This is a genomic window from Nocardioides sp., assembly GCF_035697785.1.
Lineage (GTDB): Bacteria > Actinomycetota > Actinomycetes > Propionibacteriales > Nocardioidaceae > Nocardioides_B.
Genome location: NZ_DASSCL010000109.1, coordinates 18144 through 44052, shown reverse-complemented (window position 1 = coordinate 44052; position 25909 = coordinate 18144). Strand labels below are relative to the sequence as shown.

The window sequence follows — 25909 nt, the reverse complement described above, 5'->3', positions numbered from 1 at the left end:
CAGGCCGACGAGGCGAGCGGGAAGCCACCGGGGCCGTTGGTCGGTCAGCTTCGTGCGAGGACGGGTCCCGGAGGCGGCGAGCTCAGTCACCGTCGTACCGCTCTTCGCGCCACGGGTCGCCGTAGTTGTGGTAGCCGAAGCCTTCCCAGAAGCCGGGCTCGTCGCCGGTCATCATCGTGAAGCCGTTCAGCCATTTCGCCGACTTCCAGAAGTACAGGTGCGGAACGAGGAGACGGACCGGGCCTCCGTGCTCCGCGGGGAGCGGGCCGTCGTCGTACTCGAAGGCCACCCAAGCCCTCCGGTCGAGCAGGTCCTCGAGCGGCAGATTGGTCGTGTAGCCGCCGTAGGAGTGCGCCATCACGTAGTCAGCTGCGCTCTCGACCTTCTCGAAGAAGGCGTCGACGGGAACCCCGCGCCATCGGGTAGCGAGCTTGGACCAACGCGTGACGCAGTGGATGTCGACCTCGATGTCTTCGATGGACATCGCCATCAGGTCCGCCCAGGACCAGCTCTGCTTCTCGCCGGTCTCCGTGGTGACGGTGAGCGACCAGTCGCCAGTGTCGACGTACTGGGTGGGCCCGGCGGTGAGGACCGGGAACCCGTCGGTCAGGTGCTGTCCCGGTGGGAGCGACGCAGCCTCGAGCTGACGACGTCCACCGAACCCGCGGGTGACGATGCCCATGTCCCCTCCAGTGAGGGCTCGAAGTGATTCCACCGATGCTAGACGGTCCGCCCCTCCAGCTCTCGAGTCGAATCAGCCTCCGGTCCGCGTCTCCCAGTGGCGCAGGGTGGCGTTGAGCGCGTGCAGCGCACGCGTCCAGGTCTCGTCGCTCGGCGGGTCACGGTGCTCGAAGGCGCCACCTGCTGCACCAGTCACTTCACGACCCGTGCCTATGGGTCCCAGATGCCCCACCCGAACATCGCGCTGAGAGGTTCCTTCACGAGCGGCCCCCGTCCTGGGGTCACGTTGTGAGGGAACCGATGTCGTCGACGTGGCGGACGCACTCAGTCAGGAGCCGAGCTCGAGCTCTGCTCGAAGGACGCCTTGAGCGCGTCGACCGTGATGGTGCGCTCCTTGACGGCGAACCGCCGCAAGATCGGTGTCCCCAGGCGCCACGCGCCGTACGGCACCAGCTTGGCGCGATGACAGACCAGGGTCTCGGTGTCGCTGACGGACTGCAGGTAGTAGCTCGGCCAGCCCTCGAACTTGAGCTTGCCCGACTTCGACTTCTCCCACCAGTGGTAGACGATCGTGTGCGGCGCCTCCATCTCGGCGAGCTCCCCGGGCATCGAGCCCTGACTCGTCTCATCGACGAACGTCGTTCCGACGGTGGGCTCTCCGGGGGAGGTCTGCCGAGTGCGCCTGAGCATGCTGCCCGTGCCGGCCATCCAGTCGTTGTGCCCCTCGATGTCGACGAGTCTGGAGAACACCTGGTCGATCGGTGCCCGGATCGTGCGCTCGAGCTCGAACTCGATGGGCTTCATGCGAGCCAGCATCCTCGTTCCGGTGGATGCGCTGCAACGCTCGGCTCGTGCCGACGAGGACGTCGAGCTCCCGCCGATGTCACATCCGTGGTCCGGCTGGTGTCTCTATGGGCGTGAGGACCTACCAACCTGTCGACACAGCTACCGGACATGAGGAGCAGTGATGGAGCACACGACCCGTATCCCCCCGGCCGAGATCACCGGCGTCAAGGGAATGCTCATCAAGCGGATGACCGAGAAGAAGCTGGGCAAGGTGCCCACGGCGGTGGGCGTCTACTGGCACAACCCCAAGGTTCTGTTCGCCACCTTCGGTCTCGGCGGCAAGCTGCAGAAGTGGGACGCCTGCGACGAGGGGCTGAAGTCGTTCGCGCACATGGCGGTCGCATCCCTGGTCGGCTGCACGTGGTGCCTGGACTTCAACTACTTCGAGGCCCGCAACAAGGGGCTCGACGTGGAGAAGGCGCGGGAGATCCCGCGATGGCGCGAGTCGCAGGTCTTCACGCCGCTGGAGCGGGACGTCCTGGAGTACGCCGAGGCGATGAGCCTGACGCCGCCGACGGTGACCGACGAGCTGGTTGACCGGCTGCACGCCGAGCTGGGGCCGGCCGCCGTTGTCGAGCTCACGACGGTGATCGCGTTCGCGAACATGACAACGCGTGGCAACGTGGCGCTCGGCATCGAGTCCGACGGCTTCGCCGCGGCGTGCGGCCTGAAGCCGCTGGCGGAGCGGCCGGGGGTAGCGTCCGTCGCATGAGCGAGGATCCCTTCGTCGCCCATCGCGGTCTGCTGTTCACCGTCGCCTACGAGATGCTCGGCTCGGTCGCCGACGCCGAGGACCTGGTGCAGGAGGCATGGCTGCGATGGGCAGCGTTGGCCGAGACCGAACGCTCCGAGATCCGAGAACCCCGGGCGTACCTGGTGCGGATCGTGACCCGGCTTTGCCTGAACCGGTTGCGCACGCTGGCGCGGCGGCGCGAGGAGTATGTGGGCGAGTGGCTGCCCGAACCGGTGCTGACCGGCCCGAGCGTCGCCGAGGACGTCGAGCTCGCGGAGAGCGTGTCCATCGCGATGCTGGCGGTGCTCGAGACGCTGCTGCCGACAGAGCGCGCGGTCTTCGTGCTCCGCGAGGTCTTCGCGGTGCCGTACGACGAGATCGCCGAGGCGCTGGACAAATCGCCAGCCGCGGTGCGCCAGGTAGCGACGCGGGCCCGCAAGCACGTGGCAGCGCGCCGACCGCGGATGTCGGTGAGCCGCGCCGAGCAGCAGCTGGTGGTCGAACGGTTTCTCGCCGCGCTGACCACCGGCGACGTGCCCGCACTGCTCGAGGTGCTGGCTCCCAAGGTGCTCGTCGTGGGCGACGGCGGCGGCCTCGCCCCGACGATCCCGAAACCGGTCCGCGGGGCCGCGAAGCTCGCGCCGGTGATGGCTCGCTTCGCCGAGCTCGCACCCGGCGCCCAGGCCTTCATCGTCGACCTCAACGGCGGGATCGCGGCCCGCATCGACCCCGGCGGCGAGAACGACACGGCCGTGTCGTTCGTCATCGAGGACGGCCGGATCACCCAGATCTACGCGATCCGCAATCCGCACAAGCTCAAGCGGCTCGAGGAGGTGACCGAGCTGCGACGGTGATTGCCTCGGTCCTGGGATCGAAGCGGTTCCGAGTACGCGGACCGGCCCCCGGACCATCCACTGCCCGGGCCCCGTCGACCGCGGCGCTCATACACGCCTCCCGTGCATACGCTGTTGAGGTGCAGGAGCCCGGCCGTGACGCGTCGCAACCTTCGACAGAGACGCTGCAGGTCGGCACCTCCCGTCCTCGGCTGACCGAGAAGGCGCCTGGCACCTGGCGACAGCCCGCCGCGGCCGTCCTTGTCTTCTTCGTCGGCGTTGCCGCCGGCGGCGGTGCGCTCCTCTGGTGGCAGGCTCGACCGACGCCCCCCGCCTTTCGTGTCGACGAACATGCCGTCGAACTCGTGCTCTTCGAAGCGGTACCACCCCGCGCGGGGTCAGGCACCTCGGAGTCGCCCATCAGCCCGCTCCAGGTCGATGGCGCCTTACTCCTGTCCGGTTTGGTCACCTCCACGGTGTTGAGGATCGGTACCCCCGGCCAGAGTCTCGAGGTCCGCGCGCCTGCCCTGCCCGTGACGGTCTCACCGACGCGTCGACTCCAGTCGGTCAGTCTCGAGATCATCGTCCGAGACTGCCGGGCGGCGAGCCGATGGACGCCCGGTGTCGCCAGGCCCTTCACTCTTGCCTGGCGGGACGAGGACGGCAGGGTGCACCTCGACCGAGCGGGCGACTTCGACAGGTCGCTGGCGATCTCGCTGGCCCGGTACGTCGACTCCTCGTGTGACAAGCCACGCAACGGGTGAGTGCTCTCACCGGACCGCTCGCGCCGCCTTCAGTCGGCAGGCCCAGCGTTGGCGTGGCGTCGTTCGAGGGTCTCGACCAACCGGGCCGCGACGTGAGCAGCCTGCTGTAGGTCCTCCTCCGGCCAGCCGGCCAGGAGCTTCTCGTAGACGGCGCGTGCCGTCTGTTTCGTACGCCGGTGTCGCGCGGCACCGGTGCGGGTGGCACGGACCAGTACCGCGCGCCCGTCCCGCGGGTCCGGGGCGCGGTCGACCAGGCCGAGCGTCTCCAGTCGTCGGACCTGTGTGGTCATCGTCGATCTGTCGACCTCCTGCCAGTCTGCGAGCTCGGAGAGCCGGACGGGGCCGCTGTCGGTGATCCGTCCCAGCAGCCAGGCATCAGTGGCCGAGAGCGCCGGATCCGTGTGCGCCAACATCGAACGTCTCACGTCACTTCGGGTGAACCATCGCACCAGCATCGGCACCGCGCGCTCCAGGGCAGCGGCCGCCTCGGTGAGGGCTCCCTCGGTTGTGTCACGACTCATGTAGTGAGACTAGCCCAACCATTTTGGTTTGACGCCTCCAACCGTTATGGTTGAAACATCAAGCAACGAATGCGTTCGATGAAGGAGTGAAGGAATGACGACCGGCGCCGCCGTCCCGCACGGAGCCCAGCCTGTCCGACCGACGCGGGTCGGACGCGCAGCGGTGGCGGAGGGTCACGGCAGCGTCGGAGTCAACGTCCCCGACATCGTCGACGTCTGGGGCGCCGACTCGTTCCCGGCCAGCGATCCGCCGGCCAACTGGTAGCGGCCGCGAAAGACGGCCGCTGCCCGACGCACGAACTGATTCCGATGGAGGAAGCATGAACAGAAGTTCGACCCAGCACACCGGTTCGATCGGGACCGTGTCCCAATCGGGCATTCCTGACGAGGTCGACGTGGCAATCGTCGGCTCCGGCGGCGCCGGGCTGATGGCGGCTCTCACCGCCGCGAAGGAGGGCGCGCGCGTCCTGGTCGTGGAGTCCCGCGAGCTCGTCGGCGGCGCCACCGGTATCTCGGCGGGTGCCGCGTGGATCCCCAACCATGGCTTCTCGGCCAAGGACCTGAAGGTGCACGACGACCTGGACCAGGCCCGGCGCTACATCTACGGCCAAGGTCGCGACCAGACGCTCGACCACGATCTCGTGGAGAAGTTCCTCGAAACCGGACCTCGTGTCGCCCGGTTCATCGAGGAGCACACACCCTTCGGGTGGATCCCGACGATCTGGCCGGACTACCGTTCTGACATCGACGGCGCCTCGGTCGGTCGGGCCCTCTTCCCCGGCCCGTACTCCCCGCAGGGGCTGGGCGACGCCGCGAGGTTCGTGCGGCCGGCCCTGACCACGGGCATGGCCAAGAACCCGCTGCCGTTCTGGTTGCTGGGTGGGATCGGCAGCGAGGACGTCTGGCTCGCCGGGCCGGCACTGGTGGGAGCCTTGCTCGAGGCCGGCCTGCGCAACGGGGTCGACGTCCGCGTCGAGGCACCGGCGACACGGCTCGTCATCGCGGAGTCGGGGGTACGGGGGATCGTCGTACTGGTGGATGGCGTCGAGCACACGGTGCGCGCCACCAAGGGTGTGCTGCTGGCCAGCGGAGGATTCGAGAGCTCGCCCGAAGTCACCACGGCTCACCTGGGCGCGCCCTTCGGCGTGCAGGTATCCCCCAAGGGTCATGACGGCATCGCGGTGCAGCTCGGCAAGGAGGTGGGTGCCGACCTGACCGGCATGGAGGATGCCTGGTGGATGCCCGGAGTGCAGCTGCCCGGTGAGGAGCTGGAAGGCCGCCCGCTCAGTCGTGTGTTCCTGGGCGAGCGAGCGCTGCCACACAGCATCATGGTGAACAGTAAGGGTGAGCGCTTTGCGAACGAGGCGTTGGCCTACGACCAGTTCGGGCAGATCATGCGCGAGGTCGACCCGGAGACGGGCACCATGCCGAACGCCACGGCGTGGTTGATCTTCGACCAGAACTACTGGGCGAAGTTCGGGATCTTCGGCGTCACGCCGGGCGGAGAGGTGCCCAACTACCTCCACCGCGCCGACACGCTGTCAGAGCTGGCGGCCAAGATCGGGGTCGACGAGGTGGGGCTGCTCCGCACGGTCGACCGGTTCAACCCCGAGGCGGCTCGTGCGCGCGACCCGCAGTTCAACCGCGGTGACACGTTGTTCGACCGCTACTTTGGCGCCTTCTACCCCCGGCTGGGCAAGAACTCGCCCGACGCGCGGTTCCCCTCCGCGACCGCGAAGGCGCGGACCGGCATCGCCGCGGCGATCGGTCCGGTCGTGAGCAAGCTCGCGGGACGGGTGGCGAGGAAGAACGACCCCGAACGCGTGCGCTCCATCGTGGTCGGGCCCCTGGCGAGGATCATCCGACCCGTGCTGAGGAGTCCGAGGTCGAGCGTGTTGGGGCCGGTCGACACCGCGCCGTACTACGCGATCAAGGTCGAGGCCAGCGCACTCGGCACCGTGGGTGGGCCGAAGACCGATGCACTCGGGCGCGCGCTGGACACCGACGGCAAGGTCATTCCGGGCCTCTTCGCCGCCGGTAACGCAGGAGGCGCGCCGACCAAGGGTTTCTACGGAGGCGCCGGAGGGACGATCTCGCTCGGACTGGTGTTCGGCTTCCTGGCGGGACGAGAAGCAGCGCGGCGCAACGACGGTTGAGCAGCTCGGTGCCGGCCTCGACCGTCCGAGACGGCGGTCGAGATCCCTCCCGTGGAGGGATCGCCGAGTACCCTGACCTCCCATCGCACAAGGACGCGATCGGCTCAGGTCTCCCGTCCGAGGCAAGGCTGACGGCTCCTACACCACCCCTACTCCCACTGAGGTCGACCGATGACGATTCAGGTGATCGACGCTCCGGAACGGCAGAGGTACGAGGCCGTCCGAGACGGCGCGGTCCTCGGGTTCGCGGCCTATCAGAAGACCGCCGAGCTGATCGTGTTCACGCACACCGAAGTAGATCCATCCCTCGAGGGGGAGGGCGTGGGCGGCGCCCTCGTGCAGGCCGCGCTCGACCACGTGCGGACTCTGGGGTTGCGAGTGCTGCCGATCTGCCCCTTCGTCCAGGCTTGGATGGTGCGACACCCCCAGTACGGCGACCTGGACTACAGGCGGCCGGCCACCAGAGTCACCGACTGATGCGGTGCTTGTGGGCCGATCGGCCTACCGCGAGAGCAGGAGCACGAGCAGCCCGGTCACGACGAGCGACAGGACGAGTGACGCACCACAGCCGAGCCGGTTGCTGAAGAAGAAGAACATGGGGTGCCTTTCGCGGAAAAGGACCATGGACGCCGCCCTGGGAGGTGGGCGACGTCCATGGGGCATGGGTGCTGGCGCGGGTTACCGGTTGTCGTCGTCGTAGAAGTCGCGACCGCCGGACTTGGCCAGGCCACGGCTCACCATGTAGCCGATGGTCAGCAGGGTGATGTAGAACCACGCCTCCTGGGCGCCGAAGTCGCTTGCGTCCACAGTCGCCGAGGCGATGAGGACCCCAACCACCGCGACCACGTAGGCGATGAGCTCGGTGGTCTTGTAGGACGACTTCGTCTCGGTGCTGACCCGGCGGTCGGCGCGGACGTCCGCTCGCGGCTGGGTGGCGGTGTGAGTGGCAGTGTGTGTGCTGGACATAGGTGTCTCCTAGGAATTCGTAATGATGAAGAGGCACCTGCGTTCTCAAGTGCGGCGTCTTGAACGACGCTCGGACGCCCCGTACCCGCGGGGCACAAGTCCACGCAGCCTTGTAACCCGTCTCACACCAACGTCCTGGTATGTCGCGATCCGCGGGGCGAGTCGGGTCGAGACGTCTTGCCGGGAGCGGGGCGCGCTGACAGTGTCGAGGCATGCCGCCCAGCGCCGCAGGCCCGCTGTTCGACGAATTCCTGGCCACCGCCGATGCAGTGGCGCTGGCGCGCCCCGAGGTGGACCTCGAGATGGCTCGAGAGGTGTTCCACGAGGCCGCGACCCTGCTCCACAACGGTCTCGCGCTCGACGAGCTCGACGACCACGACGTCACAGCTGTTGTCGCGGGCCTGTGCAGCGATCTGGTTGCCGAGGATCCGGGCGCCGCGATTCGCGCACGTTCTCAGGGGACGTTGGCGGACCCCGGAGATCTGCATGATCCGGAGGGCGTGTCCGCGGCCTACCTGGTTGCCGCAGCGATCCTCCAGCTCTGAGGAGCGCGCCGGGGCGCCTGCATCAGCCGCATCCACTTGTGGCGTCAGGGCGTCCGACCGCGACAAGGAGTCCGGCCCTCGACAGGCAGCGCCGGCCACGGCAGATTGTCAGCCATGTTGCGTGTGCCTCCGCCCCTGATAGCACTGGCTGCCGGAATGGCTCAGCGAGCGCTGACCGGCAGGACGCAGGCGCCGAAGGCGGGCCGGACGGCGGTCTCGGGGTGCCTTGCGCTGGCCTCCATGTCGATGGCCGGCGCGTCGGCGGCCCAGTTTCGACGGAGGGGGACCACAGTCGAGCCGTTCCACCCCGAGCGCGCGTCCGCGTTGGTGATCACGGGGGTGAACTCGGTCAGCCGCAATCCGATGTACGTCGGGATGGCCGGGGTGCTGGTTGCGCACGCGCTCTGGCGGACCTCGTGGGTCGCTCTGATCCCAGTCGCGGGGTTCGTCGTACTCATCGATCGGGCGCAGATTGCAGCAGAAGAGACCGCGCTGGGGCAGAGGTTCGGAAGCGAGTACGAGGCCTACTGCGCATCGACCCCGCGTTGGCTGGACCGGAGGTCCCTGGCTCGAGCCGTCGACATGCTGGTGCCTTCATGGCGGCCGACAACGGCCTGAAGCCATCGGCATTGACCCTGGGCGTTCAGCAGGGCAACGATGGTCCGACGGCGACCGGGGAACCTCCTCGATGTGCGCCTGAGGGGAGTCGTATGAGCACCGTCGAACAACCTCCCAGGATCGTCCGTTGGACGATGGGGCTCGAGGACGCGAGCGTGCTCGACTCCCCGGTGCGCGCCCTGGAGCCATGGGTCCTTGCCGGGTTCGGCAAGGGGACCCGAGCGTCGGTGCTGAGGGGGGAGTGGCTCGGGCACGCGGTCCACCCACTGCTGACAGACATGGTGCTCGGCACCTGGACCTCGGCGAGTCTGCTGGATCTGTTCGGCGGACCCGACTCCTCGGCCTCCGCCCAGAGGCTCGTCGGCGCCGGTCTGCTTGCTGCGGGGCCGACAGCCTGGACCGGCTGGTCCGAGTGGTCGGCGGCCGGTCCCCGCGACAAGCGGGTGGGTCTCGTGCACGCGCTCATCAACGCGGCCGCTATCGGCATGTACGCCGCGTCGTGGGTGGCCCGCCGCCGCGGCCGGCAGGGCGCCGGCGTCGGCCTGGCTCTGGCCGGAGCCGCGGCAACTGGGGTGGGTGCCTATCTCGGAGGCCACCTCATCGGGGCACGCAAGGTCGCGAGCCATGACCCCGCCTACGACGAGAACTCTGCGGGTGCATCGGCGGGGGCCTCGTCGTAGCCAACCGGACGCCGATCGTCCGCAATGCGGCGTAGCCTGCACGCATGTCTGCCAAGCCCTCGACGGAGGTGGACAGCCTCACCGTCCGCCCTCTAGCGCGCGACACGTGGCCCGCTTTCGCCGACCTCGTCGCGCGGCACAACGGTGTGTTCGGCGGGTGCTGGTGCACCTATTTCCACTCGCTGTCTCGCGACCCGAACCGCACCTACGAGAGCAACCGGGAGCTGAAGTGCGCGTTGGTCGAGGAGGGGCGAGCCCACGCAGCCTTGGTGTTCGACCAGGACGTGGCAGTGGCCTGGGCGCAGTACGGACCGCCCGAGGAGCTGCCTAACCTCCACCATCGCCAGGAGTACGAGGCGGGACTGGTCACGCCGCCAGACTTCCGGATCACCTGCATCTTCGTGGACCGACGCTATCGGCGGTCCGGGATCGCGGCTCTCGCCCTCCGAGGGGCCCTCGACCTCATCGCCGAGGCCGGAGGCGGGCTGGTCGAGGGCTACCCGCACGACATGTCGAAGCAGCCGGAGGGCAAGAAGATGTCGTCCTCGTTCCTCTACAACGGCACCCGCCGGATGTACGAGGAGGCCGGCTTCACCTACCAACGGTCGAAGGGCCTGAAGAACTGTGTGATGACCCAGGCGGTTGACCCTGCTTGACGCGAAAAGACAGGGCACCTCGCTGGGGCCGGCGGCGGGCGCTGAATGCCCGCGAAGGACGCAAAAGGCGTCGGCCATGCGTTCGGGTGTGACGCGCCGCCTCGGGTTCGGTCAGCGGAGCGGGTCGAACGGCCGTAACGTCGTCGGCGCCCGGCCGGTGTCGACCTGCTCCGCGAGGAGCCTCCCTGTCAACGGACCCCAGGCGATGCCCCACATGCCGTGGCCCCCAGCCGCGAACACACGCGGGGACCTGGTCCGGCCGATCAGCGGCAGCCCGTCGGTCGTGCACGGTCGCGACCCGACCCACTCGTCGCTGCGGTTGTCGAGGTCCACGCCGGCGAACAGCGGACGGACGGCGTCGACGATGCTGTCGACGCGGCGGTGGTCCAAGGGAGCCTCGGGGCTCCTGAACTCCATCATCCCGGCGACGCGCAGCCGGCGTTCCCCTGCCGGTGAAGTGATCGGGGTGCAGGCGACCCGCTGGGTGGGGAAGTACACCGGACCGGCCGGGAGCCTGTCCCCGGTGACGCTGAAGCTGTAACCGCGCCCGGCCTGCACCAGCCGTCGTACGCCGAAGGGGCGGACCAGCCGGTTGAGCCAGGCGCCGTTCGCGGCCACCACGGCGTCGAAGGTCCGTGCGCGGCCATCGGCCGTGTGCAGCGCCACCCGGTCGTCGAGGTCGAGCACCTTGCGGACATCGGCCTCGGGGACCACGGCACCCCCGCGCTCCTGCACCGCGTCGGCCAGCGCCTTCACGAACGCCGGTGGGTTCAGGTACCGCTGGCCGTGGATGCGCAGTGCCGCCCCCACCTCGGTGGAGAGAGTGGCTTCGACTTGGCGCACCTCGTCTCCGTCGAGGACGTCGACCTTCACCTCTTGGCCGGCAGCCCGGATCTCGTCGAGCTCCGCCAGCATCGCGTAGCGGTCCCGGACCATGCGGAAGCAGACGAGGAACGGGTCCGCGTCGACGGTGGGGCTGTCGACCCCGCCGTCGGTGAGGTCGTCGAAGGCATCGAGCGCCATGGCGTTCATCGGCACGTAGTCACGCATCGCCCTCGCCCACCGCCGGTGCGTCGAGTGCCGCGCGAACGACGTGAGGAAGCGCACCAGCCGGGGATCCGCGGTCGGCGGCACGTAGACCGGGGAGGTCGGCTTGAGCAGCGCCCGCACGCCGTACGCCAGGACGGAGGGGTGCGGCAGGGGCGTGGTGAGCTCCGGGGTGAGCCAACCCGCGTTGCCCCAGGACGCCCCGGCTCCGGGGTGAGCGCGGTCGAGCACGGTGACGCCGAACCCACGCTCCTGGAGGAACCAGGCGGTGGACAGGCCGACCATGCCGGCCCCGACGATGCCGATGTGGCGTTGCATGAGTACCTCCGTAGGTTGTCGGCGTCAGCGCTGGGCGCACCGGGTGCAGGTCGCGGCCCACGGACGAAGCTCGAGCCGAGCCGGGGGGATGGGCTTCCGGCAGGCGGAGCAAGTGCCGTAGCCGCCGTCGTCGAGGCGTCCGAGGGCCTGTCGGATCTCGAGCAGGAGCCGCTCGACGCTCTCGCGGTGGCGGGCGGCGACCGGGTCGCCGGGTGAGTGCGGCAGCTGGGCGAGCTGTCGCGAGCGCGTGGTCTCGGCGATCTCGAGGTCGAGCCGCACGGCCTCGAGCTCGATCGTGGGTCGTGGCAGGGAGGAGTGAACGGTCATGCCTGGTCCTTGCAGACGAGTGCGCCGAGCATCTTCGAGACGGCGCACGACGGCCGGCGGACCTAGGAAGGTCGACGCCGGAGGGCGCGGGATCAGGAGTGGTTCGGCGGAGCCCGGTCGACGCTGCGACGGAGGACGTCGAGCCCGCGGATGCCCCGGGCCTGCTCGCTCAGGGCCAGCGCGAGGAGGGCGGCGCCCGACGGCACGTGGGACGGCGTGTGGGCACGGTCGACCGCCGCGGTGCGCGTCGTCAGCTCGGTGCCCTCCATGCCCGGACCATAGCCGATCGTCTCAAGGGGCGACGGGTCGTCCCGCCAGGTGGAGAGACCCACCGACGCCGGGCCGGTGCGCCACGTCGGGGGTCATCCGTCGTACCCGGAGGTGAGCTCGTTCCAGTCGATCGCCGATCCGGTCGCTCGCTCACCCCTGAGGTACGGCAGCGGGTCGGACTCGGCTCGGGCGCCGGACGCGAGCCGCGCGTCGAAGCCCGCCTGGTTCCTGCGCTCGAGCTCGTCGAGGTAGAGCTGTCGCGTCTGCAGGACTCGGCTGAGCTGCCGGGCCGATGCTGCCTCCTGGACCAGCGTGGAGCTCGTCCGCCACTGCCGGCACAGCTGCTCGTCGGTCATGGCCGGCAGGTCTGGGGGCGTCGCCGGCGGCGGCGTCCCGGGAAGGATCGCGAACTCGGGAAAGGCAGCCGCGAAGGCCTGACTGAACCCGTCGAGACGGCTGGCCGAGGTCGGCGGCGCCGTCTCGCACCACCGCAAGGAGCTGCGTACGACGCGGGGGCTGGTCCCCACGACCGCCAGCGCCAGCACCGCCGCGACGACGGGCGCCAACAACAGCACGGCGGCGATGAAGCCGACGGTGCACAGCGGCACCACCACGCCCGACCACACGATCCGGTAGATCCGCTGGCCCTTCATCGTCGTCCTCGATCCTGCTCGACACCCCCCACCATGCCGCGAAGGCACAGCGCACGTCGCCGTCCCTGACCGGCCGACAACCTGCGCCGTAATTGCCGACGAGCGGAAACGAGGCCGGAGAACGCGTGCTTGCCGGGCCCCGGCAACGTGTCGTGTACTGGTGGCCGGCTCGAGAGGGGCGGCGCGATGGAGCGGAACGGCGGGGACTCGGGCGAGGTGGAGCAACCCTGGCTCGTCGAGGTCGCGCGCCTGGCCAGCCGGGACGCGGGCAACGTGCCGAGCGGCTATCTGGGCGGCTACCTGACGATGCTGGCGGACGCCGCCGCACTGGGTCGTTTCCCGGACCGCGCGGAGATCGGTGCCGTCCGGCTGCAGGGGCGCCGCGCCGCGGAGGACGGTATCCCGGTCGGACAGGGCGTCGACCTCTACCTCTCCGCCGCGCGACGCGTGTGGAGCGAGCTCCCGGCGGTCATCCGCGAGCGTGACAACAAGGCCGTCCGCTCTGCAGCGGAGGCTCTCCTGCAGGTGGTGGACGACGCCGTGGCCGCCTTCGCCGAGGGTCACGCCGAGGCGGGCCGCGAGATGGTGCGGCGCGAGGAGAACCTGCGGCGCGAACTGGTCGAGGACCTGCTCCGCGGTGACGCCCACCTCAGCGAGCTGGTGGAGCGGGCCGAGCCGTTCGGGCTCGACCTGACCCGCGCCCACCAGGTCGCCCTCGCCCAGCCGGGACGGCGGCTCTCCGAGGTCGCCGCCGCCACGTCGGCCCTCGAACGAGTGGTGATCGACCGGTTCGGGGACCGCGATGTGCTGGTGGCAACCAAGGACGGACTCGTCGTCGTGCTCGCGCTGGCCGAGGCGACGGGTGCCCGCCCGATGGCCGACGGCCTGTCGACCACCGGCGAGCTGGGCAAGCTCGTGCACGCCGAGCTCAGCCGACTGCGGACCACCGGCCCGTGGCGGGTTGCCGTCGGGCGAGCACACCCGGGCGCCTACGGGATCGCACGGTCCTACGAGGAGGCTCGCGAGGGACTGACGATGGCGGACCGCATGAACCTCGACCGGCCGGTCGTCGAGACCCGGGACCTGCTCACGTATCGGGTCCTCGCCCGTGACCAACCGGCGCTGGTCGACCTGGTGTACTCCGTCCTCAACCCGCTCCGGCGGGCCCGCGGGGGCGCCGCACCCCTCGTCGACACGCTCGCCGCCTACTTCGGCTGCGGCTGCGTGGCCACGACGACGGCCGGCACGCTGCACCTGTCGGTGCGGGCGGTGACCTACCGGCTCAACCGGGTGAAGGCGCTCACCGGCTTCGACCCTCTCGACCCGGCGCAGCGGTTCACCCTCCAGGCGGCCGTCCTCGGCGCCAAGCTCCTCGACTGGCCGGACCGACCGCTGACGCCGCCGGCGCGCTAGTCGCTGATTGCCGAGGGTCGGCAACCGATGTTGCCCTTCCTTGTCCGAGCGGGGCCATGGTCGGGGCCCGCTCGGAGGCGCACAGTCGAACTACGACAACCGAAGAGAAGGGTGTGGTGCTGATGCCTCACCCCACGTGTCAGCACGGGTCGCCGGTCCCCTCGCCACTGTCCATGACGACGGCACCCACCACTGCCACGGAGCCGGCTCCCCTTCCGCTCGAGCAGCCGGCAAGGGTGAGGGCGTGGGTTCCTCCCGGCCCGAACGGAGGAACCCACGCACAGCCACACGATCCGTCGCCGGCAGCGCCTCGATCGCGTCGGCGCCTCGTCGTCTACGCGGCCTTTGACTCACCCTGGAGCTACCTCGCCTCGCGCCGGGCCACCGTCCTCGAGGCGGTCGGCGTCCACGTCGACTGGCGCGCCGTCGTCGAGGAGGCCGCTCCCTCGACCGCGGCTTCGGCCCGCGCGGAACGCCTCGACCGCGTGCACGCGGAGCTGGAGCGCACGCTCGCGGTTCTTCTGCCCGAGGAGACCCTGCCCTCGTCCCTGGCCGGCTTCGTCCCCGGCACCGCCGCCGCGGTCACCGCGTACGCCGACGCGTACCAACGGGGCGCGAGCAGGCAGGCCCGGCGAGCGCTCTTCGACGCGCTCTGGCTGCATGGCTTCGACCTGGCGGACCCACGCGAGACGCACACGCTGATGGAGGACGTCCTCTCCGCATTCCGGCAGAGTCACCGGCCCGGACGACGCGCGGACGCCCGCCCCGCACGGCGGCTCCAGCGCCAGTGGGAGGCGCAGCGGCGCGCCACCCGTGCCACGGCGCTGCCGGTGCTGGTGCGCGATCGGGGACCGGCTCTCGAGGGTCCGCAGGTGGCCGACTGGCTGGCTCGGGCGACGGCGTGGGTCCAGCGGTCGACTGCCGCGAGGTCACCAGAGTCTAAAAGACAAACACCTTGACTTAAGAATCGTCCCGGCTCTACTGTCGAAGAAACTCTCTGCTAGAAGACCTCGGCAAAGGAGCGGTCATGGGCCAGCCATCCCTCACAGCAAGTGCGCGGGACATCGGATCCCTCCCCGACGAGGGCGAAGCGGAGGTGCTGCCCTGGCGGCCACGGATGACGCCCGACACCGCCGAGGTGGATCTCGACGCGGCCGAGGCAGCTGCGGCGGCCCTGCTCGTCGCGCTCGGCCAGGACCTGGGTTCCGCCCATGTCGCGGACACACCGCGCCGGATGGTCGCGGCGTACGCCGAGCTGCTGACCGTGGAGCCGTTCGACTTCACGACGTTCCCGAACAGCGAGGGCTACGACGAGCTCGTGCTCGTCGAGGACATCCCCGTTCGATCCGTGTGCGAGCACCACATGCTGCCCTTCGTCGGGGTGGCCCACGTCGGCTACCTTCCCGCGGACCGGGTCCTGGGGCTGTCGAAGCTGGCCAGGGTCGTCGACTTCTACAGCCATCGGCCGCAGACCCAGGAGCGGCTCACCCAACAGGTCGCCGAACACCTCCAGACGCACCTCTCCCCCCGCGGAGCCGGTGTGGTGGTCGAGGCCGAGCACACCTGCATGACCCTGCGCGGGGTGCGTGCCATGGGCTCCCGCACCGTCACCTCCGCCCTGCTCGGGAGACTGCGCACCGACGCGGCCTCCCGCGCGGAGTTCCTCGGCCTCACCCGTGACCGGAGGACACGATGACCCGGCGGCCCCAGCGCCCCGAGCGCATCGTCGTGGTCGGGGGAGGTCTCGCGGCCGCCAGCGCCGTGGTCGGCCTGCGCGAGCACGGGTACGCCGGCGCGGTCACCCTGATCGGCGCGGAGCCGCACCTGCCCTACGAACGGCCACCCCTGTCCAAGGGCTACCTCGCCGGCGACACGGCCCTCGACGAGGTCTTCGTGCGGCCCCGTGACTGGTATCGGGGCCACGACGTGGACATCCTGCTCGGCACCGCCGCCCGCGAGATCGACCTCGCGGGGCACACGGTCACGCTGGACGCCGTCCGCGTCGGGTACGACCGGCTGCTGGTGGCGACCGGTGCGTCCGCGCGTCGACTGCCCTTCCTGGACGCTGCGGGAGTTCCCGTCGCCTACCTGCGCACCCTCGACGACAGCACCAGGCTGCGCCGCGAGCTGCGTCCCGGGCTCCGCGTCGTCATCGTCGGCGGAGGATGGATCGGGCTCGAGGTGGCGGCCTCGGCGAGGACCGCGGGCTGCGAGGTGACCGTCGTCGAGGCGCTCGAGACGCCGCTGCAGCAGGTGCTCGGCCCCGAGCTGGGTGAGGTCTTCGCTGACTTGCACCGCGAGCACGGTGTGGACCTGCGCACGAGTCGGATGGTCACCCAGGCCCGGCTCGAGGGCGGCGACGTGCTGGTCGGCCTGGACGACGAGAGCGTGCTCTCCGCGGACCTCCTCGTCGTCGGAGCGGGTGCGGTGCCCAACGTCGACCTCGCCGAGCGGGCGAACCTGAAGGTCGACGACGGGATCGTGGTCGACGCGCTGCTGCGGACGTCCGACCCCGACGTGTTCGCGGCCGGCGACGTCGCCTCGGCGTACCACCCCGTGCTTGGCGCCCACCTGCGCGTCGAGCACTGGGACAACGCCATCGGCCAAGGGCGTTGCGCGGCCGTCAACCTGCTCGGCGGCGCGCAGCCCTACGACCGGCTGCCGTACTTCTTCACCGACCAGTACGACCTCGGCATGGAGTACGTCGGACACGTCGGACGGTCCGGCTACGATGAGGTGATCATCCGCGGCGACGTGCATGGTCGTGTCTTCACGGCGTTCTGGATCGTCGAGGACCGCGTCGCGGCCGGCCTGCACGTCAACGACTGGGACGCCATCGACCATGTCCGTTCGGTCGTCGCTGCCGGTGCGGTCGACCTGACCGCGCTCCGCGACGCCTCCGTGCCGCTCGCGGACATCGGGCCATGACCACGGCGTTCGTCCTCTCCGGCGGCGGCAGCCTCGGGGCGGTGCAGGTCGGAATGCTCCAGGCGCTGGCCGAACGCGGCGTCGAGCCCGACCTGCTGTTGGGCACCTCAGCGGGGGCGGTGAACGCCGCCTGGGTGGCCGACCACGGCACCGGTGCGGACTCGCTGGCGGGACTCGCCGACGTGTGGACGAGGCTGCGGCGCAGGGACGTCTTCCCGGTCGCCGGTCGCCAGGTCCTCAGCGGCATCAGCGGTCTCAGTCCCGCGGTCTGCTCCAGCACGCCCCTGCGCCTCCTGGTCGATGCGCATGTCCGCGTCCAGGACCTGCGACAGACCGCCATCCCGCTGCACGTCGTGGCCACCGATGTCCTGACCGGCCGGGAGACCCTCATCTCCGACGGTCCTCTCACCACGGCCGTGCTGGCCAGCGCAGCCGTGCCCGGGCTCCTGCCGCCGGTTGCGCACCACGACCGATTCCTCATCGACGGTGGAGTCGCCGACGGGACCGGTGTGAGCTCGGCCCACGGCCTCGGGGCCGACGTCATCTACGTGCTGCCGGGTGGGTCGGCGTGCGCCCTGCCTCAGCTCCCGCGCGGCGCCATCGGAGTCGCGCTGCACGCCCTGACCCTGCTCATGCAGCAGCGGCTCGCCCACGAGATCCGGCTGCTGGCCGGGTCGGCACACATCAAGGTGCTCCCGCCGCTGTGCCCACTGTCCGTGTCCCCGGCGAGCTTCGGGCACGCCGCCGAGCTGATCAGACGCGGTCGGGAGGCCACCGCAACCTGGCTCGACACGGGAGGAACCGAGCGTCCTCGGCAGGATCGCTACCTGTCGCTGCACGACCACGGCGAACCCGTGCCCGGGCCGGCGTCAGCCGCCTGACGTGCGTCGCTGTGCTTCCTTGCGGTTGCGACCGCGGAGTCTGGAGATCTGGTCGCGAAGCCGCTCGGTCTCGTCCTCGAGCGCCAGGACCTGCTCGGCACCGGCGAGATTCAGTCCGGCTGACAGCAGCGTCGTGATCCTGTTGACCCGCTCGATGTCGCGGTCGCTGTAGCGGCGGGTGCCGCCCTCGGTGCGCTGCGGGTTGAGCAGCCCCCGACTCTCGTACAGGCGCAGCATCTGAGGGTCGACGCCGGTCAGCTCCGCCGCGACGGAGATCGCGTACAGCGCCCGGTCGGGTCCCCACTCGGTCATGGCGCCCTCCGCCGGGTCGTGGCCGGACACCGCGCGCCGACGCGTTCGTCAGCGAACGCGCTCGCCATGCCGGGCCTCCGCCCGTCTCGAGAAATTCCTCCCGATCCCCACTTGAGGATCTGTTGTAGTCGTGCTATATGAATCTGTGTCAGCCACCATAGATAAATGGTGGTGAAGAAACAAGACATGATGTGGAGGTGTAGTCATGCTGATGCGTACCGACCCGTTCCGCGAGTTCGACCGGATCGCCCAGCAGCTTCTCGGCGCTGGCACCACATCCCGGCCCGCGGTCATGCCGATGGACGCCTGGCGCGAAGGGGACACGTTCGTCCTCGAGTTCGACCTGCCCGGTGTGCGGCCCGAGACGCTGGACATCGACGTGGAGCGCAACGTCCTGACGATCAAGGCGGAACGGCCCGCCTCGAACGGCGACTGGGAGATGCTCGCCGCCGAGCGGCCGACGGGTCTGTTCAGCCGGCAGCTGGTGCTCGGCGACAACCTCGACCTCGACCACGTCAAGGCCGACTACGACGCCGGCGTGCTGAAGCTGACCATCCCAGTGGCCGAGGCGGCGAAGCCGCGCAAGATCGAGATCAGCACCGCTTCCAGCAGCGAGCAGCAGGCCATCTCGTCCTGAGCCGAGGCTGTTGGGGTTCCACGATGACATCGGGCGTCGACCTCGCAGGCCGACATCCCGCCGCCGGGTGCACCGTCACGCACGACACTGCGGCAGTGGACCTGCGCGACCTGCTGGTCGCTGATGACGAGTGGGTCCGCGACGAGATCGACGCCATCGTGGAGGCCGGCTGGGGCCGGCGCCGTCCCCCCGTGCCCTGAACCGCACCAGGGAGCGCACCCGCCGCGTAGGTCAGGGGACGAGCGCCGCCCCACGCCGGGTCGGCCACCTCTCGAAGTGCTGATCCCGGCCACCCCACCGGTCCATCCACGCGGTCCTCCGCGCGTCGAACGCCGTTATCCGCGCCAGGTGGGGGCCCACGTCACGAGCATCGGCTCTCAGCCCATGGCGTACATGAGCGACCCGGGTGTGGTGAGCAGCTCGCCGGTCTCCAGCAGTGTCTTGAGGCCGGAGAGGATCATCGGCCAGCCGCCGTACAGCTCGGCGTTCGCGCTCTCCGGGAGCTGGTCGTGGACCACCGTGAGGCGGCAGGAGTCCCCGACCGGCGCGATCTCCCAGGTGACACGGGTGGTCCCTTGCGCCTTCACCTCGTCGCTCCAGAGCGCCTTGAACGACTGCACCAGCAGGCGCGGCGGCTCGACGACGAGGTTCTCGCCCTCGGCGATGTCGACGACTCCGGGCACTCCCGCGCGGTACGTCGAGCCCACAGCCCAGTCCGACTGCGTCTGGACCCCGAAGCTGAACTTGGCGCGCTGCGCCGGATCCGTGATGGCCTCCCAGACCCGCTCGGGCGTGGCCTTGATGTAGATCTCGAACACAGCAGTGTCCCCGACCGGGGCCGTGCCCTCGGCGAACGAGACGGTGGTGACGCTTGCGGTCATGACGTGTCCTCCAGGTCTGACTTGAGCTCCGTGAGCGCGGCCGCCCACGGCTCGGCGTACTTGCTCACCCAACGGTCGTGGATGAGTCGGATCGGCACGGGGTTGAGGAAGTGCAGCCTCTCGCGCCCACGCTTGCGGGACACGACGAGGCCGGCCTCCTCCAGGATCTTGAGGTGCTTCATCACCCCGAAGCGCGTCATCGGCACCCGCTCCTCCAGCGCGGTCAGCGTCTGACCGTCCTGGACGAACAAGGCGTCGAGCAGGTCGCGCCGGGTCGGATCCGCAAGGGCCTTGAACACCGCGTCCACGCCCCGAGAATAGGTGACCATTTGGTCACATGTCAACGGAAGGCTGTCCGCGGGCCGGACCGATGCGCGGCCTTCGGAGCGAGTCAGGTGGGCTGGTCGCTGCCCGGAGGGCCCGCGAGCACCGTGGGCACGTACTCGAGGAGCTGCAGCCTGCCGTCGAAGGTGCGGCTGGCGATCATCTCCATGGCGACGTCCGGGTACCCGTCGTAGATCCGCTCCCGACCGGTGCTTCCGGTGACGACGGGGAAGACCACCACTCGGTAGCGGTCGACGAGGCCCGCCTCGAGCAGCGACCTGCACAGGGTGAGGCTGCCGAGCGTGCGCAGACCTGGGATGGTGTCGTCCGCCTTCATCGATCGGACGGCCTCGACCGGGTCGCCGTCGACCAGGCGCGTGTTGGCCCAGTCGAGTGGCTCCGTCAGGCTCGAGGAGAACACCACCTTGGGCACTTCGTTCAGCTCCCCCAGCCCCTCCTCGCCGGACGCGGCGAAGCCGGACATCAACCGGTAGGTGGTCGCCCCCATCAGGACCGTGTAGTCGCCCTCCGGCGACTCGCCGAGCCAGCCCAGGTACTCGGGCCCCTCCAGGCCCCAGAAGCCCGGCCATCCCTCGGCAGCGGCGTATCCGTCGAGGGAGGTGATGAAGTCCACCAACAGCTCAGGCATGGGTTTCCTCTCGCTCGTGGGACTTTCCACCGTGCAGGGTCCGGTCTTCGGCGGCAACCCTTTCGACCTCGAGCACCCAGATCGGCGAGCCGGTCCTCGGGCCGGCTGTCCTGCGGTTTGGTCCCCAACCGCAAGATCCGGGCCGCAAATCCTGCAGTTCGTGACCACTCGGCGGGGTCAGGGTCGGGCGCTGCTGCACGGGACCCGGAGGACCTGCCGTTGGGGACCAAACCGCAAGATCCGGGCCGCGAAAGCTGCAGCACGTGACCAATCGGCAGGGGTCGGGGTAGTGGCTGGAGCACCCTCGAGTCCGGGCGCGCGCCCCGACTCGATCACCCCTAGTTCCTTGGCAACAGCGGCCCATCAGGTCGCACCGGGTTTCCGGTGCGGGCACTGGTGCGGGAAAGTTGCCGCATGGCAGACAAGGTCACGCAGGGCCCGCTCGAGATGTTCGGCACCGACGCACTCGTGGACGAGGAGAGCCTCGCCATCCGGGACACGGTCCGGCGGTTCGTGCGCGACCGGATCCGCCCGGAGATCGCCGAGTGGTACGAGACCGGCACGATGCCGGTGCGGGAGCTGGCCAAGGAGCTCGGCTCCCTCGGCGTGATGGGCATGCACCTGACCGGCTACGACTGCGCGGGGACGTCCGCGACGGCGTACGGGCTGGCGTGCCTGGAGCTCGAGGCCGGGGACTCCGGGCTGCGGTCGCTGGTCTCGGTGCAGGGATCCCTTGCCATGTTCGCGATCTGGAAGCACGGCAGCGAGGAGCAGAAGCAGGAGTGGCTGCCGCGCATGGCCGCCGGTGAGGCTGTCGGGTGCTTCGGGCTGACCGAGCCGGACTTCGGGTCCAACCCGGCCGGCATGCGCACGGCGGCCCGCCGCGACGGGGACGACTGGGTGCTCTCGGGCAACAAGATGTGGATCACTAACGGCTCGGTCGCCGACGTGGCCGTGGTCTGGGCCCGGACCGACGACGGGATCCGCGGCTTCGTCGTGCCCACGGATACTCCTGGCTTCTCCGCCCCCGAGATCAAGAAGAAGATGTCGCTGCGCGCCTCGGTGACCAGCGAGCTGGTGCTGGACGACGTGCGGCTCCCGGCGGCGGCGATGCTGCCCGGGGCCAAGGGGCTGTCCGGTCCGCTCTCGTGCCTCAACGAGGCTCGGTTCGGGATCGTCTTCGGTGCCCTCGGGGCGGCTCGCGACTGCCTGGAGCGCACCATCGCGTACGCCGGGGAGCGCGACATCTTCGACAAGCCGCTGTCGGCCTACCAGATCACCCAGACCAAGCTCGCGGACATGACGCTGGAGCTCGGCAAGGGGATGCTGCTGGCGTTGCACCTGGGCCGGCTCAAGGATGCCGGTGAGCTGCGGCCCGAGCAGGTCAGCCTCGGCAAGCTGAACAACGTCCGCGAGTCCATCGCGATCGCCCGTGAGTGCCGGACCCTGCTCGGCGCGGCCGGGATCACCCTGGAGTACCCGGTGATGCGGCATGCCAACAACCTCGAGTCGGTCCTTACCTACGAGGGCACGAGCGAGGTCCACCAGCTCGTGATCGGTCAGGCGCTGACCGGGGAGGCGGCCTTCCGCTGACCGGGTGCGCGGTCAGGCCGGCTGGGCCAGCAGGTCGTCGTGGCCGACCGTCACGGACAGTTGCCCGGCAGCCAGCTCGGCCATCCGCCGCTCGGCGTACGGCGTGACGTCGGAGGCCAGCTCGGGACGCTGCTCCGTGGCCGCGCCGACCCAGCCGCGGAACCACTCGGTCACCAGGTCGGAATCGGCAGGGCCGAGGAGCCAGGGACTCGGACGAACCTCGACGTGGTGACCGCGTGCGGTGAAGGCCGCGACCGCCGCGCCGACGGCGTCGGGGCCGAGCAGCCGGCCGGATGGCGTGACCCGGCGCTGGTGTGCGTTGAACGCGTCCCCCAGGGCGGCGTCGAGGGGCTGTTCCGGGTCCAGTCGCACCTGACCGTTGACGCTGAGCGTGACCAGGACGGGGCAGCCGGCGTCGGTGCAGGTGGCGACGAACCGGTCGAGCTCGTCGGCGGTGAACATGTCCAGCAGCGCCGACGCGGTGACCAGGTCCGCGCCCGTCAGCTCGTCGTCCGAAAGGCGCGTGATGTCGCCGCACCGGGTCTTGACGCGCACCGGCGCGCCGTCGGCGGCCCTGACCGGGGCGTGGTCCGCCGCGAGCGCGAGCAGGTCGGAGTCCCGGTCGTGGAGGACCCAGCGTTGTGGCCCGGGCAGCCGCGGTGCGAGCCACCTGGCCATCGAGCCGGACCCGCAGCCCAGGTCGTGCACCCGCACCACACGTTCCGTGGGCAGCCGGGCGCTCACCTGGTGGACGAGGTCGCTGGCGCGGGCGGCCGCGTCGGCCGGCTCCCGCAGCCGCAGCCACGCGTCGAACGTCAGTGCCGGGCCTTGCACAACGCTCACCTCGCCTTCCGTGAACCGGACGCTAGCAACTTCCGTACTCCTGGGTGACCGACTGAACGGGGAGGCGACGTGCTGGGGCTGAGCGCTGCGGGCTGGCTGGTCGGGCTGGCGTGTCTAGCCGTGCTCTACGTGTCGGTGACCCGCGGTCTGTCCTCCTACCGGCACACGCCGGGGCCGGCCGACCTGGTGACGCTGGTCCGGGCGACCTTGACCTGCGGGGTGGCCGCCCTCGTCGCGGATTCCTTCGTCGGCGACGCCGCGCAGGCGGCGCTCGTCGCCCTGGCGGTCGTGGCGCTGGCGCTCGACGCCGTCGACGGCCCGATCGCAAGGCTGACGGGCACCACGTCCGCGTTCGGGGGGAAGTTCGACGGCGAGGCGGACGCGTTCCTCATGCTGGTGCTCAGCGTGTACGTCGCGGGGACGGTCGGCGTCTGGGTGCTCGCCATCGGACTGCTGCGCTACGCGTTCGGCGCGGCGGCGCTGGTGCTGCCCTGGATGCGTGAGCGGCTGCCCTACCGCTACTGGCGCAAGGTCGTTACCGCGGTCGCGGGCATCGCGCTCGCCGTGGCTGCCGCGGGTGTCGCGCCCACCTGGCTCACCACCGGTGCTCTGCTCCTCGTGCTGGCGACACTGGTCGAGTCGTTCGGTCGCGACGTGCGCTGGCTGTGGCGGCACCGGACCGAGGTCGCCGAGGCGCCCGTGCTGCTCGTCGGTGAGCCGTGAGGCAGGAGGACCGCGCCCGCTTCGACCTGGCGCTGGGCCGGGCCCGCCACTCGGCGTACCAGGACGGCGAGTTCATCGAGCAGGAGAGCTTCATGAGGGTCGGCGAGATCCTCGCGCTGGCGGAGCGGGCCGGCATCGGCCCCGGGGTCTCCGTGCTCGACGTCTGCTGTGGGGTGGCCGGACCGGGGCGACTGGTCACCCGGGCGACCGGATGCAGCTACCTCGGCGTGGACGCCAGTGCGGAGGCCGTCGGGATCGCCCGCGAGCGTGCGGCCGGGCTCGACTGCCGGTTCGAGGTGGGTCGCGTGCCGCCGCTCCCACCCGGCCGGTTCGACGTCGTGCTGCTGCTCGAGACCCTGCTCGCGTTCTCCGACAAGGACGCCCTGCTGCGGCACGTGGCGGCGGCGATGGAGGACGGCGGGCGGTTCGCGTTCACCGTCGAGGAGGGCGCGCCGCTGACGGACTCGGAGCGGGCCGCGATGCCGGATGCCGACACCGTCTGGCCGACACCACTGCCGACGCTGGTGGACTCCCTGGAGCGGGCGGGCCTCCGGGTCAGCTGGCAGGCCGAGCTCAGCGCCTCGCACCTCGCGATGGTCGAGAGCCTGACCGAGGCGTTCGCCGCCGACGAGGCCTACATCGTCGAGCACGTCGGTCGGCGCGGGTACGCCGAGCTGGTCGCCGCGCATCGGCTGTGGGGCGACTGGCTGGGCCGGGGACGGGTGCGCAAGTTCGCCCTGGTCGCCGAGAAGCTGCCGGCTGCGGCCTCGGGGGCCGAGAACAGGGGGGCCAGGACCGCCCCCACGGGGGATGTCGCGCATCTGGCGGGCCAGACATGATGATGGTGTCTCGGGCGATCAGCGTGTCTACGAGGGGAGCCGCCGCCATGCCCGAGACGCCTGCAGCCCTGATGGAGCAGCTGTACGAGGAGCACGCGGCTGCCCTGTGGGTGTTCTGCCTGCGGCTCACCGGCCACGACCGGTCCCGCGCCGAGGACGTCGTGCAGGAGACCCTGCTGCGCGCCTGGCGCAACAGCCACGTGCTCGAGCGGCCCCCGGGGTCACTGCGGTCCTGGCTCTACACGGTCGCCCGCAACATCGTCATCGACGAGTGGCGCACGCACCGCTCGGAGCGCGAGCTGCCGGTCGCGGAGGTCCCCGAGCACGACGCCCGCGGCGACAAGGTCGACGAGCTGCTGCTGTCGTGGATCGTCGCCGACGCGCTCCAGAAGCTCTCCGTGGACCACCGCGCCGTGCTGCGCGAGTGCTACTACCGGGGTGCGTCCGTGGCCGAGGCCGCCGACCGCCTGGGAATCCCGCCCGGCACCGTGAAGTCACGCAGCCACTACGCCCTCCGCGCGTTGGCCCTCGCCCTGGAGGAGATGGGGGTGAGCCCGTGACCTGCGAGCTCGCCCACCAGGACGCCGCCTACGTGCTGGGCGCCCTTTCTCCCGGTGAACGGTCGGAGTACCAGCGCCATCTCGCCGGCTGCGACGAGTGCTCGCGGTCGGTGCGCATGCTCGCGGGGATGCCGGGCCTGCTCGCCCGCGTGCCGGAGGACGTGCTCGACGTCGCTCGCACTGATGACGACCCGGTACCCAGCACGCTGCTGCCCGCCCTCGTCGAGGAGGTACGACGACGCGGCAAGCGACGCACCTGGCTGGTCTCCGGGCTCGCCGCGGCCGCCGCCGTCGCGGTGATCGCCGGCTCGGTCGTGCTCGGGAACGTCCTCAGCGGTGACCAGCAGGCGCCCTCGGCCGGTCCCTCCGCCTCCCCGCCGTCCGTGGCTCCGGCGACGCCGATGTACCCGGTGCGACCCCTCCCGGTCACCGCCGAGGTCAGCCTGACCAGTGTCTCGTGGGGCACCCGGCTCGACCTGACCTGCACCTACGAGGAGCCGAAGGACGGTCACGAGGGCAGGTCGTGGCGCTACGCCCTCGTCGTCGAGACCCGGGACGGCGAGGCCGAGCAGGTCGCGACCTGGGTCGCCAAGCCGGGGAAGACGTTCGACATCACCGGCGCGACCGCGAGCCCGAAGAGCGAGATCGCCGCGGTGGAGGTGCAGACGCCCGAGGGGGAGACCCTGCTGCGGCTGCACACCTGACGCTGCCG

The 25909-nt window shown here is 70.4% G+C and carries 34 protein-coding genes; 20 read left to right on the top strand and 14 right to left on the bottom strand.

Translation table 11 applies throughout. The features are described from left to right. Positions 1–82: 82 nt before the first annotated feature. The 3 genes from VFH10_RS11355 to VFH10_RS11345 form a co-directional block, all read right to left on the bottom strand. Positions 83–682 (bottom strand): sulfite oxidase-like oxidoreductase, encoded by a 600-nt coding sequence (locus tag VFH10_RS11355; RefSeq protein WP_325128540.1) that lies wholly within the window; start codon positions 680–682, stop codon positions 83–85. A 72-nt stretch (positions 683–754) separates the two neighbouring features. Then, positions 755–877, bottom strand: coding sequence for a hypothetical protein (locus VFH10_RS11350; protein ID WP_325128538.1), 123 nt, complete (start codon positions 875–877; stop codon positions 755–757). Between the two features lie 128 nt (positions 878–1005). Then, positions 1006–1485, bottom strand: coding sequence for a hypothetical protein (locus VFH10_RS11345; RefSeq protein WP_325128536.1), 480 nt, complete (start codon positions 1483–1485; stop codon positions 1006–1008). Positions 1486–1648: 163 nt separating this feature from the next. Between VFH10_RS11345 and VFH10_RS11340 the strand changes: the two genes are divergently transcribed. Then, a complete protein-coding gene (locus VFH10_RS11340; RefSeq protein WP_325128534.1) occupies positions 1649–2239 on the top strand; it encodes a carboxymuconolactone decarboxylase family protein in 591 nt (196 codons plus the stop codon). Further along, a complete protein-coding gene (locus tag VFH10_RS11335) occupies positions 2236–3114 on the top strand; it encodes an RNA polymerase sigma-70 factor (RefSeq protein WP_325128532.1) in 879 nt (292 codons plus the stop codon). Before VFH10_RS11340 ends, VFH10_RS11335 begins: the two co-directional genes overlap by 4 nt. A gap of 772 nt (positions 3115–3886) precedes the next feature. Here the strand turns inward: VFH10_RS11335 and VFH10_RS11330 are convergent. Beyond that, a complete protein-coding gene (locus VFH10_RS11330; RefSeq protein ID WP_325128531.1) occupies positions 3887–4378 on the bottom strand; it encodes a MarR family winged helix-turn-helix transcriptional regulator in 492 nt (163 codons plus the stop codon). Positions 4379–4472: 94 nt separating this feature from the next. Between VFH10_RS11330 and VFH10_RS11325 the strand changes: the two genes are divergently transcribed. The 3 genes from VFH10_RS11325 (at position 4473) to VFH10_RS11315 (ending at position 7011) form a co-directional block, all read left to right on the top strand. After that, positions 4473–4643: a hypothetical protein gene (locus VFH10_RS11325; RefSeq protein WP_325128529.1), complete on the top strand. Its 171-nt coding sequence runs from the start codon at positions 4473–4475 to the stop codon at positions 4641–4643. A gap of 97 nt (positions 4644–4740) precedes the next feature. After that, a complete protein-coding gene (locus tag VFH10_RS11320; RefSeq protein WP_325128527.1) occupies positions 4741–6534 on the top strand; it encodes an FAD-dependent oxidoreductase in 1794 nt (597 codons plus the stop codon). Positions 6535–6705: 171 nt separating this feature from the next. After that, a complete protein-coding gene (locus VFH10_RS11315) occupies positions 6706–7011 on the top strand; it encodes a GNAT family N-acetyltransferase (RefSeq protein ID WP_325128525.1) in 306 nt (101 codons plus the stop codon). A 201-nt stretch (positions 7012–7212) separates the two neighbouring features. On the opposite strand, the gene VFH10_RS11310 is transcribed toward VFH10_RS11315, so the two are convergent. Beyond that, positions 7213–7500 carry a hypothetical protein gene (locus tag VFH10_RS11310; RefSeq protein ID WP_325128523.1) on the bottom strand — a complete coding sequence of 96 codons (288 nt, stop codon included), beginning with the start codon at positions 7498–7500 and terminating at the stop codon, positions 7213–7215. A 212-nt stretch (positions 7501–7712) separates the two neighbouring features. Between VFH10_RS11310 and VFH10_RS11305 the strand changes: the two genes are divergently transcribed. The 4 genes from VFH10_RS11305 (at position 7713) to VFH10_RS11290 (ending at position 9999) form a co-directional block, all read left to right on the top strand. Further along, positions 7713–8045 carry a hypothetical protein gene (locus tag VFH10_RS11305; protein WP_325128521.1) on the top strand — a complete coding sequence of 111 codons (333 nt, stop codon included), beginning with the start codon at positions 7713–7715 and terminating at the stop codon, positions 8043–8045. 156 nt (positions 8046–8201) lie between these two features. Beyond that, on the top strand, positions 8202–8663 hold the full coding sequence (locus VFH10_RS11300) for an isoprenylcysteine carboxylmethyltransferase family protein (protein WP_325128519.1): 462 nt from the start codon (positions 8202–8204) through the stop codon (positions 8661–8663). A 92-nt stretch (positions 8664–8755) separates the two neighbouring features. Then, positions 8756–9343 carry a DUF2231 domain-containing protein gene (locus VFH10_RS11295; protein WP_325128517.1) on the top strand — a complete coding sequence of 196 codons (588 nt, stop codon included), beginning with the start codon at positions 8756–8758 and terminating at the stop codon, positions 9341–9343. Positions 9344–9387: 44 nt separating this feature from the next. Next, positions 9388–9999, top strand: coding sequence for a GNAT family N-acetyltransferase (locus tag VFH10_RS11290; protein WP_325128515.1), 612 nt, complete (start codon positions 9388–9390; stop codon positions 9997–9999). 111 nt (positions 10000–10110) lie between these two features. Here VFH10_RS11290 and VFH10_RS11285 read toward each other — a convergent pair whose 3' ends face one another. The 4 genes from VFH10_RS11285 to VFH10_RS11270 all read right to left on the bottom strand — a co-directional run bounded on the left by VFH10_RS11285 (position 10111) and on the right by VFH10_RS11270 (position 12614). Continuing rightward, on the bottom strand, positions 10111–11364 hold the full coding sequence (locus VFH10_RS11285; RefSeq protein WP_325128513.1) for an FAD-dependent oxidoreductase: 1254 nt from the start codon (positions 11362–11364) through the stop codon (positions 10111–10113). A 24-nt stretch (positions 11365–11388) separates the two neighbouring features. After that, complete coding sequence (locus tag VFH10_RS11280) at positions 11389–11691, bottom strand: TraR/DksA family transcriptional regulator (protein ID WP_325128511.1); 303 nt, start codon at positions 11689–11691, stop codon at positions 11389–11391. 92 nt (positions 11692–11783) lie between these two features. Continuing rightward, the gene (locus VFH10_RS11275; protein ID WP_325128510.1) at positions 11784–11960 is read right to left on the bottom strand and encodes a hypothetical protein; all 177 of its coding nucleotides are present in this window, start codon (positions 11958–11960) and stop codon (positions 11784–11786) included. 93 nt (positions 11961–12053) lie between these two features. Beyond that, positions 12054–12614, bottom strand: a complete 561-nt coding sequence (locus VFH10_RS11270; protein WP_325128508.1) for a hypothetical protein — start codon at positions 12612–12614, stop codon at positions 12054–12056. A gap of 186 nt (positions 12615–12800) precedes the next feature. On the opposite strand from VFH10_RS11270, the gene VFH10_RS11265 reads away from it, so the two are divergent. From VFH10_RS11265 to VFH10_RS11245, 5 genes are all read left to right on the top strand, one after another. Next, positions 12801–14027 carry a PucR family transcriptional regulator gene (locus VFH10_RS11265; RefSeq protein WP_325128506.1) on the top strand — a complete coding sequence of 409 codons (1227 nt, stop codon included), beginning with the start codon at positions 12801–12803 and terminating at the stop codon, positions 14025–14027. Positions 14028–14512: 485 nt separating this feature from the next. Further along, positions 14513–14986, top strand: coding sequence for a hypothetical protein (locus tag VFH10_RS11260; protein ID WP_325128504.1), 474 nt, complete (start codon positions 14513–14515; stop codon positions 14984–14986). Positions 14987–15144: 158 nt separating this feature from the next. Further along, positions 15145–15723, top strand: coding sequence for a GTP cyclohydrolase I FolE (gene folE, locus VFH10_RS11255; protein WP_325128581.1), 579 nt, complete (start codon positions 15145–15147; stop codon positions 15721–15723). After that, entirely contained in the window at positions 15720–16955 is a 1236-nt protein-coding gene (locus tag VFH10_RS11250) for an NAD(P)/FAD-dependent oxidoreductase (RefSeq protein WP_325128501.1), read from the top strand. Before folE ends, VFH10_RS11250 begins: the two co-directional genes overlap by 4 nt. Further along, on the top strand, positions 16952–17836 hold the full coding sequence (locus tag VFH10_RS11245) for a patatin-like phospholipase family protein (protein ID WP_325128499.1): 885 nt from the start codon (positions 16952–16954) through the stop codon (positions 17834–17836). Before VFH10_RS11250 ends, VFH10_RS11245 begins: the two co-directional genes overlap by 4 nt. On the opposite strand, the gene VFH10_RS11240 is transcribed toward VFH10_RS11245, so the two are convergent. Continuing rightward, positions 17825–18148, bottom strand: coding sequence for a MerR family transcriptional regulator (locus tag VFH10_RS11240; protein ID WP_325128497.1), 324 nt, complete (start codon positions 18146–18148; stop codon positions 17825–17827). The genes VFH10_RS11245 and VFH10_RS11240 overlap by 12 nt on opposite strands. Before the next feature lie 205 nt (positions 18149–18353). On the opposite strand from VFH10_RS11240, the gene VFH10_RS11235 reads away from it, so the two are divergent. Further along, complete coding sequence (locus tag VFH10_RS11235) at positions 18354–18785, top strand: HSP20 family small heat-shock protein (RefSeq protein ID WP_325128496.1); 432 nt, start codon at positions 18354–18356, stop codon at positions 18783–18785. Positions 18786–19162: 377 nt separating this feature from the next. Here VFH10_RS11235 and VFH10_RS11230 read toward each other — a convergent pair whose 3' ends face one another. The 3 genes from VFH10_RS11230 to VFH10_RS11220 all read right to left on the bottom strand — a co-directional run bounded on the left by VFH10_RS11230 (position 19163) and on the right by VFH10_RS11220 (position 20639). Next, positions 19163–19666 carry an SRPBCC family protein gene (locus VFH10_RS11230; protein WP_325128494.1) on the bottom strand — a complete coding sequence of 168 codons (504 nt, stop codon included), beginning with the start codon at positions 19664–19666 and terminating at the stop codon, positions 19163–19165. Continuing rightward, positions 19663–19974, bottom strand: a complete 312-nt coding sequence (locus VFH10_RS11225; RefSeq protein ID WP_325128491.1) for a metalloregulator ArsR/SmtB family transcription factor — start codon at positions 19972–19974, stop codon at positions 19663–19665. Before VFH10_RS11225 ends, VFH10_RS11230 begins: the two co-directional genes overlap by 4 nt. An 83-nt stretch (positions 19975–20057) precedes the next feature. After that, on the bottom strand, positions 20058–20639 hold the full coding sequence (locus tag VFH10_RS11220; protein ID WP_325128489.1) for a dihydrofolate reductase family protein: 582 nt from the start codon (positions 20637–20639) through the stop codon (positions 20058–20060). Positions 20640–21053: 414 nt separating this feature from the next. Here VFH10_RS11220 and VFH10_RS11215 point away from each other — a divergent pair, with 414 nt between their 5' ends. Continuing rightward, complete coding sequence (locus VFH10_RS11215) at positions 21054–22232, top strand: acyl-CoA dehydrogenase family protein (RefSeq protein ID WP_414689865.1); 1179 nt, start codon at positions 21054–21056, stop codon at positions 22230–22232. Between the two features lie 12 nt (positions 22233–22244). Here the strand turns inward: VFH10_RS11215 and VFH10_RS11210 are convergent, their stop codons facing one another. Further along, entirely contained in the window at positions 22245–23075 is an 831-nt protein-coding gene (locus VFH10_RS11210; RefSeq protein ID WP_325128487.1) for a class I SAM-dependent methyltransferase, read from the bottom strand. Between the two features lie 69 nt (positions 23076–23144). Between VFH10_RS11210 and VFH10_RS11205 the strand changes: the two genes are divergently transcribed. From VFH10_RS11205 to VFH10_RS11190, 4 genes are read left to right on the top strand one after another with little or no spacing between them, the layout of a single operon-like run. Further along, the gene (locus VFH10_RS11205) at positions 23145–23798 is read left to right on the top strand and encodes a CDP-alcohol phosphatidyltransferase family protein (protein WP_325128486.1); all 654 of its coding nucleotides are present in this window, start codon (positions 23145–23147) and stop codon (positions 23796–23798) included. Continuing rightward, positions 23795–24637, top strand: a complete 843-nt coding sequence (locus tag VFH10_RS11200; RefSeq protein WP_325128484.1) for a methyltransferase domain-containing protein — start codon at positions 23795–23797, stop codon at positions 24635–24637. The genes VFH10_RS11205 and VFH10_RS11200 overlap by 4 nt, the downstream gene beginning before the upstream one ends. A 47-nt stretch (positions 24638–24684) precedes the next feature. Next, positions 24685–25197 carry a sigma-70 family RNA polymerase sigma factor gene (locus VFH10_RS11195; protein WP_325128482.1) on the top strand — a complete coding sequence of 171 codons (513 nt, stop codon included), beginning with the start codon at positions 24685–24687 and terminating at the stop codon, positions 25195–25197. Further along, positions 25194–25901 (top strand): anti-sigma factor family protein, encoded by a 708-nt coding sequence (locus VFH10_RS11190; protein ID WP_325128480.1) that lies wholly within the window; start codon positions 25194–25196, stop codon positions 25899–25901. The genes VFH10_RS11195 and VFH10_RS11190 overlap by 4 nt, the downstream gene beginning before the upstream one ends. Positions 25902–25909 lie beyond the last annotated feature (8 nt).

Bases quoted from the DNA above. Each gene is read 5' to 3' on its own strand.
- VFH10_RS11220 (WP_325128489.1), bottom strand. From the start codon at position 20,639: ATGCCTGAGCTGTTGGTGGACTTCATCACCTCCCTCGACGGATACGCC.
- VFH10_RS11325 (WP_325128529.1), top strand. From the start codon at position 4,473: ATGACGACCGGCGCCGCCGTCCCGCACGGAGCCCAGCCTGTCCGACCG.
- VFH10_RS11215 (WP_414689865.1), top strand. From the start codon at position 21,054: ATGGCAGACAAGGTCACGCAGGGCCCGCTCGAGATGTTCGGCACCGAC.
- VFH10_RS11305 (WP_325128521.1), top strand. From the start codon at position 7,713: ATGCCGCCCAGCGCCGCAGGCCCGCTGTTCGACGAATTCCTGGCCACC.
- VFH10_RS11300 (WP_325128519.1), top strand. From the start codon at position 8,202: ATGGCTCAGCGAGCGCTGACCGGCAGGACGCAGGCGCCGAAGGCGGGC.
- VFH10_RS11285 (WP_325128513.1), bottom strand. From the start codon at position 11,364: ATGCAACGCCACATCGGCATCGTCGGGGCCGGCATGGTCGGCCTGTCC.
- VFH10_RS11275 (WP_325128510.1), bottom strand. From the start codon at position 11,960: ATGGAGGGCACCGAGCTGACGACGCGCACCGCGGCGGTCGACCGTGCC.
- VFH10_RS11335 (WP_325128532.1), top strand. From the start codon at position 2,236: ATGAGCGAGGATCCCTTCGTCGCCCATCGCGGTCTGCTGTTCACCGTC.
- VFH10_RS11355 (WP_325128540.1), bottom strand. From the start codon at position 682: ATGGGCATCGTCACCCGCGGGTTCGGTGGACGTCGTCAGCTCGAGGCT.
- VFH10_RS11310 (WP_325128523.1), bottom strand. From the start codon at position 7,500: ATGTCCAGCACACACACTGCCACTCACACCGCCACCCAGCCGCGAGCG.
- VFH10_RS11235 (WP_325128496.1), top strand. From the start codon at position 18,354: ATGCTGATGCGTACCGACCCGTTCCGCGAGTTCGACCGGATCGCCCAG.
- VFH10_RS11195 (WP_325128482.1), top strand. From the start codon at position 24,685: ATGCCCGAGACGCCTGCAGCCCTGATGGAGCAGCTGTACGAGGAGCAC.
- VFH10_RS11230 (WP_325128494.1), bottom strand. From the start codon at position 19,666: ATGACCGCAAGCGTCACCACCGTCTCGTTCGCCGAGGGCACGGCCCCG.
- VFH10_RS11330 (WP_325128531.1), bottom strand. From the start codon at position 4,378: ATGAGTCGTGACACAACCGAGGGAGCCCTCACCGAGGCGGCCGCTGCC.
- VFH10_RS11280 (WP_325128511.1), bottom strand. From the start codon at position 11,691: ATGACCGTTCACTCCTCCCTGCCACGACCCACGATCGAGCTCGAGGCC.
- VFH10_RS11245 (WP_325128499.1), top strand. From the start codon at position 16,952: ATGACCACGGCGTTCGTCCTCTCCGGCGGCGGCAGCCTCGGGGCGGTG.
- VFH10_RS11290 (WP_325128515.1), top strand. From the start codon at position 9,388: ATGTCTGCCAAGCCCTCGACGGAGGTGGACAGCCTCACCGTCCGCCCT.
- VFH10_RS11345 (WP_325128536.1), bottom strand. From the start codon at position 1,485: ATGAAGCCCATCGAGTTCGAGCTCGAGCGCACGATCCGGGCACCGATC.
- VFH10_RS11250 (WP_325128501.1), top strand. From the start codon at position 15,720: ATGACCCGGCGGCCCCAGCGCCCCGAGCGCATCGTCGTGGTCGGGGGA.
- folE (WP_325128581.1), top strand. From the start codon at position 15,145: ATGACGCCCGACACCGCCGAGGTGGATCTCGACGCGGCCGAGGCAGCT.
- VFH10_RS11240 (WP_325128497.1), bottom strand. From the start codon at position 18,148: ATGACCGAGTGGGGACCCGACCGGGCGCTGTACGCGATCTCCGTCGCG.
- VFH10_RS11270 (WP_325128508.1), bottom strand. From the start codon at position 12,614: ATGAAGGGCCAGCGGATCTACCGGATCGTGTGGTCGGGCGTGGTGGTG.
- VFH10_RS11340 (WP_325128534.1), top strand. From the start codon at position 1,649: ATGGAGCACACGACCCGTATCCCCCCGGCCGAGATCACCGGCGTCAAG.
- VFH10_RS11315 (WP_325128525.1), top strand. From the start codon at position 6,706: ATGACGATTCAGGTGATCGACGCTCCGGAACGGCAGAGGTACGAGGCC.
- VFH10_RS11295 (WP_325128517.1), top strand. From the start codon at position 8,756: ATGAGCACCGTCGAACAACCTCCCAGGATCGTCCGTTGGACGATGGGG.
- VFH10_RS11265 (WP_325128506.1), top strand. From the start codon at position 12,801: ATGGAGCGGAACGGCGGGGACTCGGGCGAGGTGGAGCAACCCTGGCTC.